The organism is Adhaeribacter sp. (assembly GCF_057359045.1).
The window spans coordinates 1-17262 of the sequence record NZ_JBMQUD010000116.1 but is presented as its reverse complement, the minus strand read 5'-3'; the positions used below and the strand labels follow the sequence as shown (position 1 = coordinate 17262).

Here is a 17262-nt window from a genome sequence, read left to right as displayed (position 1 = left end):
GGTAATTACCGGCATTATAGATATGATAATTGGTTAATCAAATATTTAGTTTAAAGCAGAAAAGCCCGTATATACGGGCTTTTCTGCTTTAAACTAAATATTTGATTAACCAATTATCATATCTATAATGCCGGTAATTACCGATAATATTAAACTAAATATTAAGGCCCATATAAAACCATTTACGGCAAAACCACCTAAGAAATAATCGGCCAGTAAAATTATAAGTGCGTTGATTACGAGTAAAAATAAACCCAAGGTAAGTACAGTAACCGGAATGGTTAATACCACCAGAATAGGACGCACAATGGCATTTAATATGGCAAGCACCAAGGCTAATAAAAGAGCATCGGATAATCCATCGATAGATACTCCGGGTAAAATATAAGCTGTAATGGCTGCCGCTACCGCGGTAACGAGTAGTTTTATAATAAATCCCATAGCTTTGTTTTTAATATTTTATTGATTTTTAATTACATATATTTAAGATAAACTATACGCAAACCATAAAAAGGCGGCTATGCTTCTGTAGGATTATAACCAGCCGCTACTAATTTATTTTGAGAAACGGCCATCCAATTACATAATTTAAACAAAAGGCGGGCCCCTACGTTACCGTTCCAGTCAGTAGTACCGGGTGCCACTTCGCATAAATCAAAACCAATAATTTGCCGCCCCGACCGCACCAGCGCTTTTATTAAATAAATGGCTTCTTCTAACTCTAAGCCACCGGCCACCGGGGTACCGGTACCCGGGCATAATTTAGGGTCCAGGCCATCGATATCAAAACTTATGTAAACTTTTTGCGGTAATTGCGCAATAATTTTGCGGCATTGTTTTTTCCAGGTATCGCCTTCGTACAAACCTTCTTTTAACAAGGCATCATAAAACGTAATTACACGGCCATTAGACGAACTGACCAATTCGGCTTCGGATTGGGCCATATCCCGGATTCCTACTTGTACCAGCTTTTTTACAGATTTTAATTTTAACGCATTGTACATGATAGAAGCATGCGAATGCGTAAAGCCTTCGTAAGCCTCGCGTAAATCGGCGTGGGCATCGAACTGCAAAATGCCAAATTCTTCGTGTTGCGCTGCTAAGGCATGGAGTAATCCCAACGGCGAACTGTGGTCGCCGCCAACTACACCCACCATTTTACCTTGTTGCAAGTAGCTGGTAGCCTTGTCTTTTAGCCAGTTTAATAGTTCTGCCGATTGGGCATTAATCTGGTCGGTTACGGCATGTATGGTTTCGGGGGTTAGGTCTTCGCCGCCGCCTTCTAAGTATTTAATGTATGGCGTTGCTTTTTGCCTTAAAGTAGTACTTGCTACCAGCCACTCTTCCGAAATATCTTCCATGGCAATGCCCAAGTGCCAAACATTTTCAATGGCCGGATCAAATAAATCGATTTGGTAAGAAGCTTCTTTAATGGCTTGCGGACCAAGTGCCGTACCTGCGTTGTACGATACCGTTACTTCCCAAGGCACCGGAATTAAGATTACTTCGGCCTCCTGGGGAGTAAACGGTAAACTATAAATACCCGCCGAAACATTGCCGACCGCGCTCGGGTCAAATTCCTGGATTTTTCTTTTTTTGCTTTCCGCAAAATCAAAGGAGTCAGTCATTGTGGGAAATTTAGGGCAAGCGACCCCGGTAAATAGTTAAACCAAAGAATCGCCGCAGTTAAATAAAGCTATAAATATAGGTTAAAATTAATATTAAGAATATTCTTCTACTTAATTAACACAGCGCATCTAAAACTTGATTAAACGGCATTTGTAAATTGTAGTTATTAGTAAGCAGAAAATAAAAGAGAGGCAAATTGCCGGGCAGAAACCACCCTTATAAAGAAGCTATCTTGGGTTAAAGATTTCGGGCAGGACAAACAATAAGATTATCTAACCCCAGTAGCATATTATTTAGAGACACACCAAGGCAAACCGTTATAATAACGCTTATAGCCTAAAAGAGATAATGATTAAAATGCGCTTAAGTACTAAAGCTTAACTAACTGGCTTGTAGGTTAATTATTTAACTCATAAAAATTGTACGACCTAATAATTTCTAAGATTTTGCTGATAGTAGCCGTATCGAAAAAGAGAAACAAAGGCAATTCTACCATTTCTTCGAAATTGGTGAAATGGGTAACTACTGTAAAAACAATAGGCTGAAAAAATGGATTGTTCGAAAAAATATGGTCTAATGAGCCCGGCAGCGAGCCTTTGGCGGGGTGCGAAGGCGGCGATCCGTAAATATTGGCCTTTAAAATATTAGCGAGCTGGGTTACAAAGGCACCCGTAATAATATTACTTATTTCCAGCAGCAAAGATTCCTGCATTACATTTAACTCCGGCTCAAACGGCGGCGACATGTTTAAGCAAACTTCCGAAAGCTTTTGAATGTGCTTAACGGAAAAAATCATGAGGGTGGTCCCGTTAAAATCGCCTTTGATATCGGACTGAAAGATTTCGTGGGTTATTTCAAAACGGGCCAAAGTTTGCATTACTTCGTCGGCAGTTATGAGTTCCATGCTGGGCACCCGTAACAAGACCCGGTCGCGGGAAATAGAGGCAAATGAATCGGCGGCCCGAGCCAGCCCGATATTCAAAATCTCTTTAATTATGTCTTTTTCCAGTTCGCTTATCTGCAGTTCCATGTACAACTATTTAAGGTAGAAAAAAAGCCTCTACACCATAAATCATTTTTTATTCAGAAAATACCGGGTTAAAGCCGGCACATCAAATACCAGACAAACCTTACCGGTGCCCAATAACGTTACGCCGCCGTATATTTCAATGGTATCAACGGGCCTGTTTAATGGCTTGATAACAATATCCTGTTGCCGGTACAATCTATCTACTATTAACCCTAGTTTCCGGTTGTTGTAAGTAACAATAATAATATTTTGTACTATTCCTTTTAAGCGGGCTTTGCTACCCAGTTCCATCCGGCTTTCATCTGCCGATAAAAATTCGGCCAGGTAAATAACACTGATGGTTTCGTTTTTAATATCCGCTACCAATAAGCCCCCGATCTCGTGGATCTCATCTTTGTCAATGGCCACCACCGAGTCGGTATGCATGAGCGGAATGGCATAAAAATTTTCGTCTACTTCAAAAAGCAAGGCCCCTTTAACCGCAATGGAGGTGGGCAGGTGCAATATAAAAGTAGTGCCTTTTCCTTTTTCGGAATTTACACGTATGCGTCCGCCAATGGTATCGATGGCATTTTTTACCACATCCAGCCCTACGCCCCGGCCCGATACCTCGGTAATTTGTTTGGCTAGCGAAAAGCCGGGCTCAAATATGTACGACAAAGCTTCTGTGTCGCGCAATTCCCTGGCTGCATCGGCAGTTAAAAAACCTTTTTGCACAATTCCCCGGCGCACATCATTCAGGTCAATGCCTTTGCCGTCGTCGCTTAGCCTAATCTGCACCATGTCGCGGTCGCTTTGCGCCGATAGACTTACATTACCGGCCCGCGGTTTTCCGGCCGCCTCCCGTACATCGGCGGCCTCAATACCATGCGAAATAGCGTTACGCATAATGTGCAGCAACGAATCGGTGATAATCTGTAAAATATTGCGGTCAATCTGAATGTCCTGTCCGCTAATATCCAGGTGAATTTCCTTTTTTTCGGCCACGGCAATATCGCGGACAATGCGGGGAAATTTATTAAACAAAGAACCAATGGTTACCAGCCGCGCATCCATAACGCTAAACTGCAAATCTTCGGTTAGCCGGTATAAGTGCGAACTTACGGCACTTAAATCGGGGTGGTTTAGTTCTTTGCTAATTGAAATAATGCGGTCCCGGTCAATAATCAGCTCGCCCACCAGGTTTAGCATGTGATCCAGCTTTTTAATTTGGATATAAATCAAATCCGAAAGCTGAATATTTTTTGCATTCAGGTACCGCGTGCCTTTAGCCAGTTCGGTACCTTTTTGGGTCGGGCTCTTTTCGCCGGTAGCGCGCTGGACAATTACATCCAGGTTACGCATAATGTCTTCGTCGGGTACCTGCAGTTCGGCCTGATCTACATTAGAGATCATTTCGCCCAACATATCAATGCCGTCGAACAATACGGTTACCGCTTCATCGGCAAACGCCATTTCGTGGTTCCGGATTAAATCAAACGCCGCCTCCAGTTTATGCGATACCTCCGAAATCTGGATGTACCCAATGGCTTTGGCATTGGCTTTTAAATTATGAAGCAAGCGAAATATTTCGGCCAAAAGCACATCACTTTCCGGGTTCTTTTCCAGATCGCTGATGTGCCGGTTTAAAGCATCGTAATACTCCAGTGCCTCGGCAATAAATATTTCTTTATACTCTTGTTCTCTCGACTTCATTCTGGTTTTGCGGAAAGCCCGTTAAGCCTTTTTGCAGGCAAACCGCGGGGGGTATTCTGGTAAATAATAAATTGATAGTAGTTGTATTACAAAGCGGCCGTAAGGCCAGGTACATGTACCCAACCGAATATTTAAAAAGTAAAAATGCCTAGCGGTAAAAAGTAACCAGAACTTAATAAAAGCAGGTATTTTAAAGATTAAATATCAGCGCCATGCCTGATAACCAGCAACATAGCTTCCGGCCTGTTTTGCGGTTATAATTTAGTAAACGGAAATTATTCCAGTGCTTTACCTACCACTTCAAGCACTTTGTCTTCGGAAAATGGTTTTACAATGTAAGCCAAAGCGCCGTTTTCAATGGCTTCGCTTACAATTACTTCCTGCCCAACCGCGCTAACAATAATAATTTTCATGTCGGGTTGGTCTTTCTTAATTCCTTTTAAAACATCCAGGCCGGTATTATCGGGTAAAATTACGTCCAGGGTAACTAAATCCGGATTGGTTTCTTTGGCCATTTGCAGCGCGGTCTGGCCGTTAGGCGCTTCTCCTACTACCTCGTAACCGGCATCGGTTAACATGTTTTTGAGCATGGTACGCATGTAAAAGGAATCATCAACAATTAATATTCTTTTTTTCATAGAAGTCAATAATATTAAAAATACATTCGCCTAACTGTATGGTCAGGTTTTTAGTTGTTGCAGCTCGTCGCTGGTAAGAATACGTAAAATGTCTAAAACAATAATTAAGCGGCCGTTTATTTTACCAATGCCTTCAATAAAGTTTTCGTTTATATTCATATCCTGAATAAAAGACGGAGTTTTATCGATTTGGGAAACCGGTATGGTTAGTGATTGCGGCACTTCTTTTACAATTAAGCCAATCGTAAAATCGCCGGTATCTAAAACCAGGGTATAGGTATTTTTATAGGCTTCCTTTTCTTTACGGACTGCAGAAATTTTAAAACGCTCTTCCAGGTCCATAATTGCAATAATATCGCCCCGGATATTGGCCACGCCTTTAATAAAAGATGGCGTTTTGGGCATGCGGGTAATTTCGGGTGTTAAAGTAACCTCTTTTACCTGCTCTATCCTTATGGCGTATTCTTCTTCGCCCAGCACAAAAACAATTAAGTGTACGCTGGGCTCAATCTTCAGGTCGCGTTTATTCCTAATCTCCTCCTGCTCCATTATTATTTACCTTTTGGGGTAGCTTTGCGGGTTACCGGCTTTTTGGGTTCTTCGGCCGGTACAGAAGGGTTTTCTTTACCAGGCTCGTTTTTTATCCGACCCATATTCCGGGAATTTTCCGGAGCGGCCAAATAGTTTTGGTAATCTGATAAACGGTTGTAAGAATCCTGGTACCGGGCATTGTTGTAGCCGGGGTTATTATCGCGGGTATTTACCGGGAAACCCATACGGCGCATAGGCCGGCCGTGCGGAATATACGTGCCATTTATCAGTTTAAACGCCGATATAGCCACTTGCAAATCTTCGGCAATATCGTTCAGTTGCTGACTAGAAGCGGTGAGTTCCTGCATAGAACCCGATAATTGCTTGGCGGTACCCGCCACTTGCTGGGTACTGTTGGCCGTTTGTTCGGCAATGGCTACTACTTCTTCTACGTACTTAACAACATCCGAAATAGACGCTTTCTGTACTTCGGTAGCCGTTAAAATATCTTGTGAGGTGCGTAGCGTTTCGCCGCTGGAAGTGGCAATATTTTTAAAGGCTCCGGATGCTTCGAAAGTGGCATTTTTACCTTTTGATACCCGGCCCTCCATGGTAGAAATAGCCGCAGCGGCCGATGAGGTGTCTTTTTTAACATCTTCTACCAGTGTGGCAATTTCGCTGGCCGATTTCCGGGAGCCTTCGGCCAGTTTCCGGATTTCTTCGGCTACTACTGCAAAACCACGACCGGCTTCACCGGCACGAGCCGCTTCAATGGCCGCATTTAAGGCCAGCAAGTTGGTTTGAGCCGCAATATCGGTTATTACGCCTAACGATTTTGAGATTTCCTGCGAACGGGTACTTAATACCTCGATGGTTTTGGCCGTTAAAGCTGCCGCCGTCGAAATTTCTTCCATGTTCTTTACCACTTCGGCCACTGTTTTTAAACCCAGTTGCGAAGTTTCTTCCCCCATAATCGCCGATTTGTTCACCACGTCAGCTTTGTTACCAGTTTCTTTGGTTGCCTTCATGATTTCTTCAATCAGCTTAAAGGCCTGATCGGTTTTTAAGGCCTGGTTCTGGGCCCCTTCTGCCATCTGCTGCATCGAAATAGCCACATCTACCGTTACCCGGCTCATTTCCAAACCTTTGGCGGCCATTTCTTCCGAAGAGCTCCCCACTACCAAAGAGCTGTCGTTTATTTCGCCGAGTAAGGAATTTAAGTTATCCACGGCTAAGTTAAGCGCATTGGCCATGGCCAGAATATCGCCAGCCGTATGAATTTCAACTTTTTGGGTGAGATCTCCTTCCGAAATAGCCCGTACAATCCGGGATACTTCCAATACCGGCGATACAATTGATTCTAACAAGTCGTTGAGGGTATCTACCAATTCTTTCCAGGAACCGCTTACACCATTTACGGTGGCCCTTTCGGTTAATTTGCCTTCTACCCCGGCTACCCGGGCTACCCGGCTAACCTCTCCAGCCAACCGGTTCAAGTCGTCCACCATGTTGTTAATGGTTTCGGCCAGTTCGGCCATTTCGCCTTTGGTTTCTAAGGTAAGTTTTTGGGTAAGGTCGCCTTTAGATACTGCAGTAACTACTTTTACAATACCCCGTACCTGCATGGTTAAGTTAGAGGCCATCCGGTTTACGTTATCGGTTAAGTCTTTCCAAACACCCGCTACGTTTGGTACGCCCGCCTGGCCGCCCAATTTACCTTCGGAGCCTACTTCCTGCGCTACCCGCGTTACTTCACCGGCAAATATATTCAGGGAATCCACCATCTGGTTCATGATGTTTTTGAGTTCCAGAATTTCGCCTTTCACATCCACGGTCATTTTCTGGCTTAAGTCGCCGCGGGCAACCGCCGTAGCTACATTGGCAATATCCCGCACTTGGAGCGTCAGGTTACTGGCCATGGTATTTACGTTGTCGGTCAGGTCTTTCCAGATACCCCGTACTTTGGGCACGTTGGCCTGGCCGCCCAGTTTACCTTCCGAGCCTACTTCGCGGGCAACCCGCGTTACTTCGTCGGAGAATATATTTAAAGAGTCCACCATTTGGTTGATGTTCTCTTTTAATTGCAATAATTCGCCGCGTACATCTACGGTAATTTTCTGGCTTAAGTCGCCGCGGGCTACAGCAGTAGAAACGTTGGCAATATCGCGTACCTGGCTGGTTAAGTTGCCGGCCATCAGGTTAACGTTATCGGTTAAGTTTTTCCAAACCCCCGCTACGTTCGGCACGTTCGCCTGTCCGCCCAGTTTACCTTCGGTACCTACCTCACCGGCTACCCGCGTTACCTCATCGGCAAAAATATTTAGCGAGTCGACCATCTGGTTCAGAATATTTTTCAGCTCCAGAATTTCGCCTTTTACATTTACGGTCATTTTCTGGCTTAAGTCGCCTTTGGCTACGGCGGTAGCTACGTTGGCAATATCGCGCACCTGGCTGGTTAAGTTACCAGCCATCGAGTTTACGTTATCGGTTAGGTTTTTCCAAACCCCGGCTACATTCGGCACCGCCGCCTGACCACCCAAAATACCTTCGGAGCCTACTTCCTGCGCTACCCGCGTTACCTCACCGGCAAATATATTTAGCGAATCCACCATCTGGTTGATGTTCTCTTTTAGTTCCAGGAACTCGCCTTTTACATCAACCGTAACTTTCTGGGTTAAGTCGCCTTTGGCTACGGCGGTAGATACGTTGGCAATATCGCGTACCTGGCTGGTTAAGTTACCCGCCATGGAGTTTACGTTATCAGTTAGTTCTTTCCAAACCCCGGCTACGTTCGGTACTTTGGCCTGGCCGCCCAGTTTACCTTCGGAGCCTACTTCCTGCGCTACCCGGGTTACCTCACCGGCAAATACGTTCAGGGAGTCTACCATCTGGTTCAGAATATTTTTGAGTTCCAGAATTTCGCCTTTTACATTTACGGTCATTTTCTGGCTCAAATCGCCTTTGGCTACGGCAGTAGCTACATTGGCAATATCGCGTACCTGGCTGGTTAAGTTACCCGCCATATAGTTTACGTTATCGGTCAGGTTTTTCCAAACCCCGGCTACGTTCGGCACTTTGGCTTGTCCGCCCAGAATTCCTTCTGCTCCTACCTCTAAGGCTACCCGGGCAACCTCACCGGCAAATATATTCAGCGAGTCCACCATTTGGTTGATGCTTTCCTTTAGTTGGAGGAGTTCGCCTTTTACATCAACCGTAATTTTCTGACTCAGATCGCCTTTGGCTACGGCAGTAGCAACGTTAGCAATATCACGTACCTGGCTAGTCAGGTTACCCGCCATCAGATTTACGTTATCGGTTAAGTCTTTCCAAACGCCGGCTACGTTCGGCACGTTCGCCTGGCCGCCCAGTTTACCTTCGGTTCCTACTTCACCGGCTACCCGCGTTACCTCATCGGCAAAAATATTTAACGAGTCGACCATCTGGTTCAGAATATTTTTCAGCTCCAGCATTTCGCCCTGCACATCTACCGTAATCTTCTGGCGTAAATCGCCTTTGGCTACGGCAGTAGCTACATTGGCAATATCGCGCACCTGGCTGGTTAAGTTACCCGCCATCGAGTTTACGTTATCGGTTAATTCTTTCCAAACCCCCGCTACTTTGGGCACATTGGCCTGGCCGCCCAGTTTGCCTTCGGTACCTACTTCTTTAGCCACCCGCGTTACCTCATCGGCAAACACGTTTAGGGAATCTACCATTTGGTTGATGTTCTCCTTTAACTCCAGCAATTCGCCTTTTACATTTACGGTAATTTTCTGGCGCAAATCGCCTTTGGCAACCGCCGTAGATACGTTGGCAATATCGCGTACCTGGCTGGTAAGGTTACTGGCCATGGTATTTACATTGTCGGTCAGTTCTTTCCAGGTACCTCCCACATTGGGCACACGGGCCTGGCCGCCCAGTTTACCTTCGGTACCTACCTCCCGCGCAACCCGCGTTACCTCGGCACCAAATATATTTAAAGAGTCCACCATTTGGTTGATGTTCTCTTTTAGTTGCAATAATTCGCCGCGCACATCTACGGTAATTTTCTGGCTTAAGTCGCCGCGGGCTACGGCAGTAGCTACATTGGCAATATCGCGCACCTGGCTGGTTAAGTTACCCGCCATCGAGTTTACATTGTCGGTTAAGTCTTTCCAAACCCCGGCTACGTTCGGCACGTTGGCTTGGCCGCCCAATTTACCTTCGGTACCTACTTCCAAAGCAACCCGTGTTACCTCATTCGCAAAAATATTCAGGTTATCAATGGTGCGGTTAATGGTTTCGGCCATTACTTTAAAATCGCCGGAAACCGGAATCTGGAAGCTTTCGTCGAGGTTGCCGCGTGAAATATTCTTAAGTACTTTGCCTACCTCCAAAACCGGTACCGCAATCGAATCTACCAGACCGTTGATGTTGTTGATCATGTCTTTCCAGAAACCGGAAGCGTTTTCGGCGGAAGCCCGTGCTTTAAGGTTACCTTCTACACCAGCTACTTTTGAAATCCGGGAAACTTCGCCGCCTACTCCGCCAATCATTTCCACCATGGAGTTGTATGCTTCGGCGATGTCGGCAAAAATATCGTTGTTCTGTTTTGTTAACCGAACCGAAATATCTCCTTTTTTAAAAGCATCTAGCGCAAATAAAACCCGGTTTAACTGTTCGTTCATGTACTGGGGGTCCGTACTGGCTACCCCATTTCCCGAAATATGTTCAACGGGTACGGGTGCACCATTCGCAGATACCAAAATATTATCGCTTGCCTCTTCTGCTGTTACTGATTCGCTAACGGTAGCGCCCGCCGGCTGGGCTTTTGCCCGGGTGCCGTTTTTCCGGGCTGCTGGCCGGGGAGCGGCTGCTGGTTCTGCCGGAGCCGGAGTAGTTTCCGGAGCAGGCCCAGCCGAATTTTCCGGATTAACCGGTGCTTCGGTATTTTCTGGTTTCGAAATCAGTTTATCTTTACTCAACCTCATGTTTTTTCCTAAAGCCATACGCTTAGCACTATAATATTTATTCTTAGGAGGAAATTACAAATTATTTTAGCTCAACAGGGTTTATTTAATTATTAAGTTTTGGCCTTAACCCCATTCAACCTGTTATTTTTTTAAAAACTCATCGGCAAGCGCCAGGTAATCGTGGGCGCCATTAGAACCCGGATCATAATCCAGCACACTTTTGCCAAAAGAAGGTGCCTCGGCTAGTTTTACATTTAACCGAATACGCGTTTTAAATATCCTTTCAGATACATTTTGCACCAGGTATTCTTCAATTTCGGTACTGAGCTTTCGTCGTTTATCAAACATAACTACAACAATGCCTTTAACTTTAAGTTTAGCATTAAATGCGGTACGTACCTGGTTTATGGTATTTAAAATCTGGCTTAGCCCTTGCAACGTTAAAACCTCCATTTGCAAAGGAATGACTACTTCGTCGGAAGCGGTTAAGGCATTTACCGTTAAAGTAGACAAAGAAGGCGGACAATCAATTAAGACATAATCGTAGCCTTTTAAGCCCGCCAGAATATTTTTTAAGAAGGCTTCGCGGTGCGGTTGCGAAACCAGCGAGATTTCAATATCAACCAGTTCGTTAGAACCGGGTGCTACACTTAAATTTCCCTGGTGCACCAGCACATCGGCCAGGTTTTTATTTCCCGAAAACACATCGGCGAGCGTATACGCAGGCTCTTCAATGCCTAAAGAGTAAGAAAGGTTGGCCTGCGGGTCCAGATCGATGAGTAATATCTTTTTTCCTTTTTTACTTAAAGCACTTCCTAAATTTATAGTAGTAGTAGTTTTACCGGTGCCACCTTTCTGATTGATCACCGAAACTATTTTTGCCGCCATACTTAGAAAGAGTTATTCCGAAATATTAAAATTTTAAACTGGAATTGGAGTGGTATCAGGGAATATTTATTTATTAGACTACAAATATTAGCATAATAAACATGCCGTTCAATACCTGTTTCCATTATTTAGTTTTAATATTAGACAATTATTTTTTTATATAATAATCTGGCATTTTAATCTTCTGAAAACCAGCTTATAAATATTTATATGCTAATTATTTTAGGTGGCTTCAATGCTTAATATTTAGCCTGGGCAGTAAAAACTCGTGTTAAAATCTCTTTAAGACCTATGAGATTAAAAACTTAGTTTAAAGTTTATATCGGCCCATTCCAGGCCAAGCCACTCATCTTCGGCAAAGGTAAAATAGCAACAGCCGCCCGTAGGCAATTGCCGCCTATGATTATTGATAAGTTGGCTGGCTACCTCCGATACGGCCGGGTTGTGCCCCATAAGTATAACCACGTTTACATGTTGCGGCAATTGGGTAAGGGTTTGCCGGAGTTCGGTTGCCGTAGTCAAGTATAACTCCGGCGAAACGTTAATATTTTGCGGGTCAAAATTAATCTTCCGGGCTATTATTTCGGCAGTTTGGCGCGTACGAACGGCAGCGCTACAAATAAATAAATCGGGTTGTAGGTTAAATGCCGCGATAAAAGCGCCCGCTTGGTCTGCTTCGGCTAAACCAGCTTGGGTTAAGGTTCGTTCAAAATCTTTTTGCGGGTGGGTTGCCTCCCGGGTATGGGCATGACGGCATAAAAAGAGGTGTTTCGGCATAAATTAAAATAACGTTTCTTATACGAGATATAAAAAAAAAGTTTCCTTGTTTTGCCCATATAGAACTTTAAGCACCGCTTACGAGTTGTTTTATTAAAAAAAATTTATTCATCTTTGAAAAAAAATGGCTGGATGGGTCGGAATTTTATTTAAAAAGAATGGTTAAGAATTTAGTTATTGTTGAGTCGCCGGCTAAAGCCAAAACAATTGAAGGGTATTTAGGTAAAGATTTTGTGGTCAAGTCTAGCTTTGGCCACGTGCGGGATTTACCTAAAGATAATAACGCTATTGATATTAAAAATGGCTTTAAACCCACTTACGTCGTTTCGGCAGATAAGAAAGAAATAATTACACAGCTAAAAAAATTAGCGAAGGAGGCCGAAACGGTATGGCTCGCATCCGACGATGACCGCGAAGGAGAGGCTATTTCTTGGCATTTATCAGAAGCTTTAAACCTGAACGATGCCAAAACCCGCCGGATTGTTTTTCGGGAAATAACTAAAAATGCCATTTTAAATGCCATAGAATCGCCACGACAAATAGATATAAACCGGGTTAATGCCCAGCAAGCCCGCCGGGTGCTCGACCGGTTGGTTGGTTTTGAGCTTTCGCCGATTCTCTGGAAAAAAATCAAAACCGGTTTATCGGCGGGCCGGGTGCAGTCAGTGGCGGTGCGTTTGGTAGTAGAGCGGGAAAGGGAAATTGAAAAATTTAAAGCAGAAGCAGCCTACAAGGTAGTGGCCTATTTTGATTTAAACGGCAAAACCCTGGAAGCCGAGTTACCTACGCGTTTCAAAACCCAGCCCGAAGCCCAGTCGTTTCTCGAAAGTTGCCGCAACGCTGTTTTTAGCATTGAAAACCTGGAAAAGAAGCCGCTGAAGCGAAGCCCCGCCGCACCATTTACTACCTCTACCTTACAGCAGGAAGCCAGCCGTAAATTAGGCTACTCGGTGGCCCAAACCATGACGGTGGCCCAAAAACTGTACGAAGCAGGTAAAATTTCTTACATGCGTACCGACTCCACTAATTTATCGCAAGATGCCATAAATGGAGCGGCCACCGAAATTACCCGCGCTTTTGGCGAAAGATACAGTAAAACCCGGCAGTACCGGACCAAATCCAACTCCGCGCAGGAGGCCCACGAAGCCATTCGGCCAACCGATTTTAACGCCAAAGAAGCAAGCACCGACCGGAGCGAACAACGATTGTACGAACTAATCTGGAAGCGCGCAATTGCTTCCCAGATGGCCGATGCCGAAATAGAAAAAACCACCGCTACCATTGGTATTTCTACCTTGCCTGCCGCTAAATTAATTGCCACCGGCGAAGTAGTAACGTTTGATGGTTTTCTGAAAGTTTATATCGAATCTAAAGACGAAGGCGAACAGACTGATGATATAAAAGGTATGCTGCCGCCTTTAGCGGTTGGTCAGGATTTAACTTTAACCAGATTACAGGCTACCCAGCGCTATAACCGGCCGGCGCCGCGCTATACTGAGGCCAGTTTGGTTAAAAAGCTCGAGGAAATGGGCATTGGTCGGCCATCTACCTACGCGCCTACTATCTCTACCATTCAAAAACGCGGATATGTAGAGAAAGACAACCGCGAAGGTAAAGAAAGGCCGTTTCAGGTGCTTACTTTAAAACAAAACGAAATAACCACCGAAACCAAAACGGAAATTACCGGCGCCGAAAAAGCCAAGTTATTCCCGACCGATATGGCCATGGTGGTGAATGATTTTTTAGAAGATTATTTTCCGGCCATTATCGACTACTCTTTTACCGCCAAAGTAGAGGAAGAATTTGACCAGATTGCTACCGGTAAAAAGCAGTGGGACAAAATGATTCAGAATTTTTACGAACCATTTCATGAGACCATTGAATCTAGCCAGAACATTGAACGGTCGGCGGTAAGCGGGGCCCGTGACTTAGGTATTGACCCACAAAGCGGTAAAAAAATATTTGCCAAGTTGGGCCGGTTTGGGCCCTACGTGCAATTGGGCGAAGAAAACGAAGAAACTAAAGAAAAACCGGTATACGCCAGTTTACGCAAAGGCCAGTTTCTGGAAAGCATTACCTTAGAAGATGCCCTGGAATTGTTTAAACTGCCCCGCAATATTGGCACCTACGAAGAGAAAGATATGACCGCCGCCATTGGCCGGTTTGGTCCTTTTGTAAAGCACAACAACAAATTTTATTCCCTGGGCAAGCAGTACGACCCTTTTACCGTTACGGCCGAAGAAGCCATTCAGCTTATTGAAAGCAAAAGAAAAGCCGATGCTGAAAAATGCATCAAATCTTTTGCCGAAAACCCGGAAGTGCAGGTGCTAAACGGCAGATTTGGGCCTTACATTGTAGTGGGTAAAAAGAACGTTAAAATTCCAAAAGGGAAAGAGCCCGCCGAATTAACTTTAGAAGAGTGTTTAACTTTGGCGGAGCAAACTCCCGATAAACCAACCCGCGGCGGCTTTAAGAAAAAAGCCGAATCACCAGCCAAAGAAGCGCCTAAAAAAGCGGCTGCTACCAAAAAAGCAACGACTACCAAGAAAGCGGCTACCGGTACAACTAAAAAAACTGCTACTGCTAAAAAGAAGTAAACCAATAAATTTTAAGGCAGCCTTTAACTTTATTTCTTCATTCCCGAAGAAGAAATAGTTAAAGGCTTTTTTTATTTAAAATAAATATGCGCAAAGAAAAAATTGTGGTTTTAACCGGTGCCGGTATTAGCGCCGAAAGTGGTATTGCAACGTTTAGAGACGCCAATGGCTTGTGGGAAGGGCACGATGTAATGGCCGTAGCCTCGCCGGAAGGCTGGCGCAAAAACCCGGAACTGGTGCTGGATTTCTATAACCAAAGGCGTAAAAATGCGCATCTGGTCAGCCCCAACCCCGGCCATTACGCCCTGGCCGAACTAGAAAAAGAATACCAGGTTACCATTATTACGCAAAACGTAGATAACCTGCACGAAAAAGCTGGCTCCAGCCATGTAATTCACCTCCACGGGAGTTTATTCCAATCCCGCAGCACCACCGACGAAAATTTAGTTTACCCCATAGAAGGTTGGGAATTGAAACTGGGCGATGTATGCGAGAAAAATTCGCAGTTGCGACCCAATATTGTTTGGTTTGGCGAACCTGTGCCCTTGATTGAAAAAGCTATTGCCGAAACCCAAACTGCCGATATTTTTATGGTAATTGGCACTTCGCTTTTGGTTTATCCGGCGGCAGGGCTAATTCATTATGTTCCCGACAATGTAGCCATTTACGTAATAGACCCGCATATACCCGACCTGGAACCGCGCCCGCACTTACACCTGATTCCCGAAAAAGCCGGCGTAGCACTACCAGCGTTAGCTCAGGAACTTTTAAATAAAACAAAATAATATTTTGCTGTATTTTAACAGTTTATTTTAGCAAACTTAAATCCCAGCTTAAAGGCGCATCATAAAATAATTTACCTTGCCGAATAGCTAAAGGCGCAGGAATATTATTATGGTAAAGCTGCCCGGTTCCTAAACCTTGCTCCCGTTCTATTTTGTACTGGGCGGTAAACTGGCTAATGGCATTTAACCCAATATTTGATTCCAAGGCCGAAGTTATCCACCATTGAATATTTTGTTTCTGGGCCAATTCTATCCATGTAGCAGTAGCTGCTAACCCACCCAATAAGGTAGGTTTCAGAATAATGTAGGGTGGTTTTATATATTCGAGTAATTCTTTTCTTTTGTCCGGTGCTACGCAGATGAGTTCTTCGTCGAGGGCAACCGGAATGGGCGATTGCTGGCAAATTTGCTGCATGGCTTCCGGTTGGCCAGCCCGGATGGGTTGCTCCAAAGAATGAATATCATAAGCCGCTAATTTCTCCAGCTTAAACAAAGCTTCGTCCGGCGCAAAAGCGCCATTGGCATCCAGGCGAATGGTTAGTTCCTGGGCCGAAGCAACAGACCTGATGGCCGCCAGAATGGCTAATTCGGTAGCAAAATCGAGCCCACCAATTTTTAACTTTAAACATGCGTAGCCCGCGTTAAGCTTTGCTTTTATCTGGTCCTGCATAAAAGTTTTATCGCCCATCCAGATCAAACCGTTTATTGGAATTCCTTCTTCAGAATTACTAAAACTATTCTGGAAAATTCTTTTGGTGCCACTCGCTTTAAAATCTAACCAGGCGGTTTCTAAAGCAAATACCAAAGCCGGATAAGCTTTTAACTTAGGCTGGTAAATAACCTGCTCAAAACGCTCAAAATCAGTTACTTTTATCTGCGCATTTAACTCATCGATTATTCCAGAAATGTTACTAGAATATTCCGGCGTAAGCTCCGGACTTAAACCCGGCAAAGGCGCACACTCCCCAATTCCGGTAATTTCCTTTTGCTGGGTATTGGTTAGTTTCAGGTAATACACCTGGTGTTGTTGCATGGCCCCACGAGATGTACGGGCATCGAATTTAAACTTGAGCGTATGGGGTTTAATAGCCAGAAAAAAAGACATTTATATTATCTAATATCAACTTTTAAATTTAAACAGGTAAGTTTAGCCAAGTGGGCTTTGTTGCCGTAAACAGGTATCAAATATATAAAGGCCAATTACATACCCAAGCATAAATTTACTTAAACCTTTACGCCCGAAAAAAGTTATAAGACGATATATGCAAAAACTTCACGCCCTAACTCAGTCGGAACAGGAACGGTTACAGCAATACAGCCGTCGGTTTAGCAGAATCCGGGAACAAACCGAAAAAATTTGCCGACCGCTATTACCCGAAGATACCGTCGTTCAACCCATTGTAGATGTAAGTCCGCCCAAATGGCATTTAGCCCACACCAGCTGGTTTTTCGAGACGTTTGTGCTCAGTGCCTATTTACCGCATTACCAGGTGTATAATGCGCATTTCAGCTTTTTGTTTAATTCTTACTACAATGCGGTGGGTAGCCGGGTAATGCGCGACCAGCGCGGCACCTTAACGCGGCCGCCTTTAATCGAAATATATCTGTACCCCCAGTATGTAAACGATAATATGCAGCGCCTGCTCCAGGATTTTCCGGAGCTGATTACGGAACAAATATGGCCGGTATTAGAATTGGGTTTACAGCACGAGCAGCAACACCAGGAACTGCTGATAACCG

General features: G+C 44.5%; 12 protein-coding genes and 1 pseudogene. 3 read left to right on the top strand and 10 right to left on the bottom strand.

Annotated features, from left to right (window positions below; translation table 11 throughout):
* Positions 1-105 precede the first annotated feature (105 nt).
* The 9 genes from ACO1R6_RS17405 to ACO1R6_RS17365 all read right to left on the bottom strand — a co-directional run bounded on the left by ACO1R6_RS17405 (position 106) and on the right by ACO1R6_RS17365 (position 12140).
* A complete protein-coding gene (locus ACO1R6_RS17405) occupies positions 106-441 on the bottom strand; it encodes a phage holin family protein (RefSeq protein ID WP_486266293.1) in 336 nt (111 codons plus the stop codon).
* Positions 442-518: 77 nt separating this feature from the next.
* Positions 519-1628 carry an agmatinase family protein gene (locus ACO1R6_RS17400; RefSeq protein WP_486266292.1) on the bottom strand — a complete coding sequence of 370 codons (1110 nt, stop codon included), beginning with the start codon at positions 1626-1628 and terminating at the stop codon, positions 519-521.
* 398 nt (positions 1629-2026) lie between these two features.
* Positions 2027-2659, bottom strand: a complete 633-nt coding sequence (locus ACO1R6_RS17395) for a chemotaxis protein CheC (RefSeq protein ID WP_486266290.1) — start codon at positions 2657-2659, stop codon at positions 2027-2029.
* 42 nt (positions 2660-2701) lie between these two features.
* Positions 2702-4354, bottom strand: coding sequence for a chemotaxis protein CheA (locus ACO1R6_RS17390; RefSeq protein ID WP_486266289.1), 1653 nt, complete (start codon positions 4352-4354; stop codon positions 2702-2704).
* Positions 4355-4629: 275 nt separating this feature from the next.
* Entirely contained in the window at positions 4630-4992 is a 363-nt protein-coding gene (locus tag ACO1R6_RS17385) for a response regulator (RefSeq protein WP_486266288.1), read from the bottom strand.
* Between the two features lie 42 nt (positions 4993-5034).
* Positions 5035-5541 carry a chemotaxis protein CheW gene (locus ACO1R6_RS17380; protein ID WP_486266287.1) on the bottom strand — a complete coding sequence of 169 codons (507 nt, stop codon included), beginning with the start codon at positions 5539-5541 and terminating at the stop codon, positions 5035-5037.
* A gap of 2 nt (positions 5542-5543) precedes the next feature.
* Positions 5544-10511, bottom strand: a complete 4968-nt coding sequence (locus ACO1R6_RS17375; RefSeq protein WP_486266286.1) for a HAMP domain-containing protein — start codon at positions 10509-10511, stop codon at positions 5544-5546.
* 105 nt (positions 10512-10616) lie between these two features.
* Positions 10617-11363, bottom strand: coding sequence for a ParA family protein (locus tag ACO1R6_RS17370; RefSeq protein WP_486266285.1), 747 nt, complete (start codon positions 11361-11363; stop codon positions 10617-10619).
* 297 nt (positions 11364-11660) lie between these two features.
* Positions 11661-12140 carry a SixA phosphatase family protein gene (locus ACO1R6_RS17365; RefSeq protein WP_486266284.1) on the bottom strand — a complete coding sequence of 160 codons (480 nt, stop codon included), beginning with the start codon at positions 12138-12140 and terminating at the stop codon, positions 11661-11663.
* A 158-nt stretch (positions 12141-12298) separates the two neighbouring features.
* Between ACO1R6_RS17365 and topA the strand changes: the two genes are divergently transcribed.
* Positions 12299-14737: a type I DNA topoisomerase gene (topA, locus tag ACO1R6_RS17360; protein ID WP_486266283.1), complete on the top strand. Its 2439-nt coding sequence runs from the start codon at positions 12299-12301 to the stop codon at positions 14735-14737.
* Between the two features lie 86 nt (positions 14738-14823).
* Entirely contained in the window at positions 14824-15522 is a 699-nt protein-coding gene (locus ACO1R6_RS17355) for an SIR2 family NAD-dependent protein deacylase (RefSeq protein WP_486266282.1), read from the top strand.
* 22 nt (positions 15523-15544) lie between these two features.
* Here ACO1R6_RS17355 and ACO1R6_RS17350 read toward each other — a convergent pair whose 3' ends face one another.
* Positions 15545-16627 (bottom strand): o-succinylbenzoate synthase, encoded by a 1083-nt coding sequence (locus ACO1R6_RS17350; RefSeq protein ID WP_486266281.1) that lies wholly within the window; start codon positions 16625-16627, stop codon positions 15545-15547.
* Positions 16628-16784: 157 nt separating this feature from the next.
* Between ACO1R6_RS17350 and ACO1R6_RS17345 the strand changes: the two are divergent.
* Positions 16785-17262, top strand: a pseudogene (locus ACO1R6_RS17345) (ergothioneine biosynthesis protein EgtB); the annotation flags it as partial.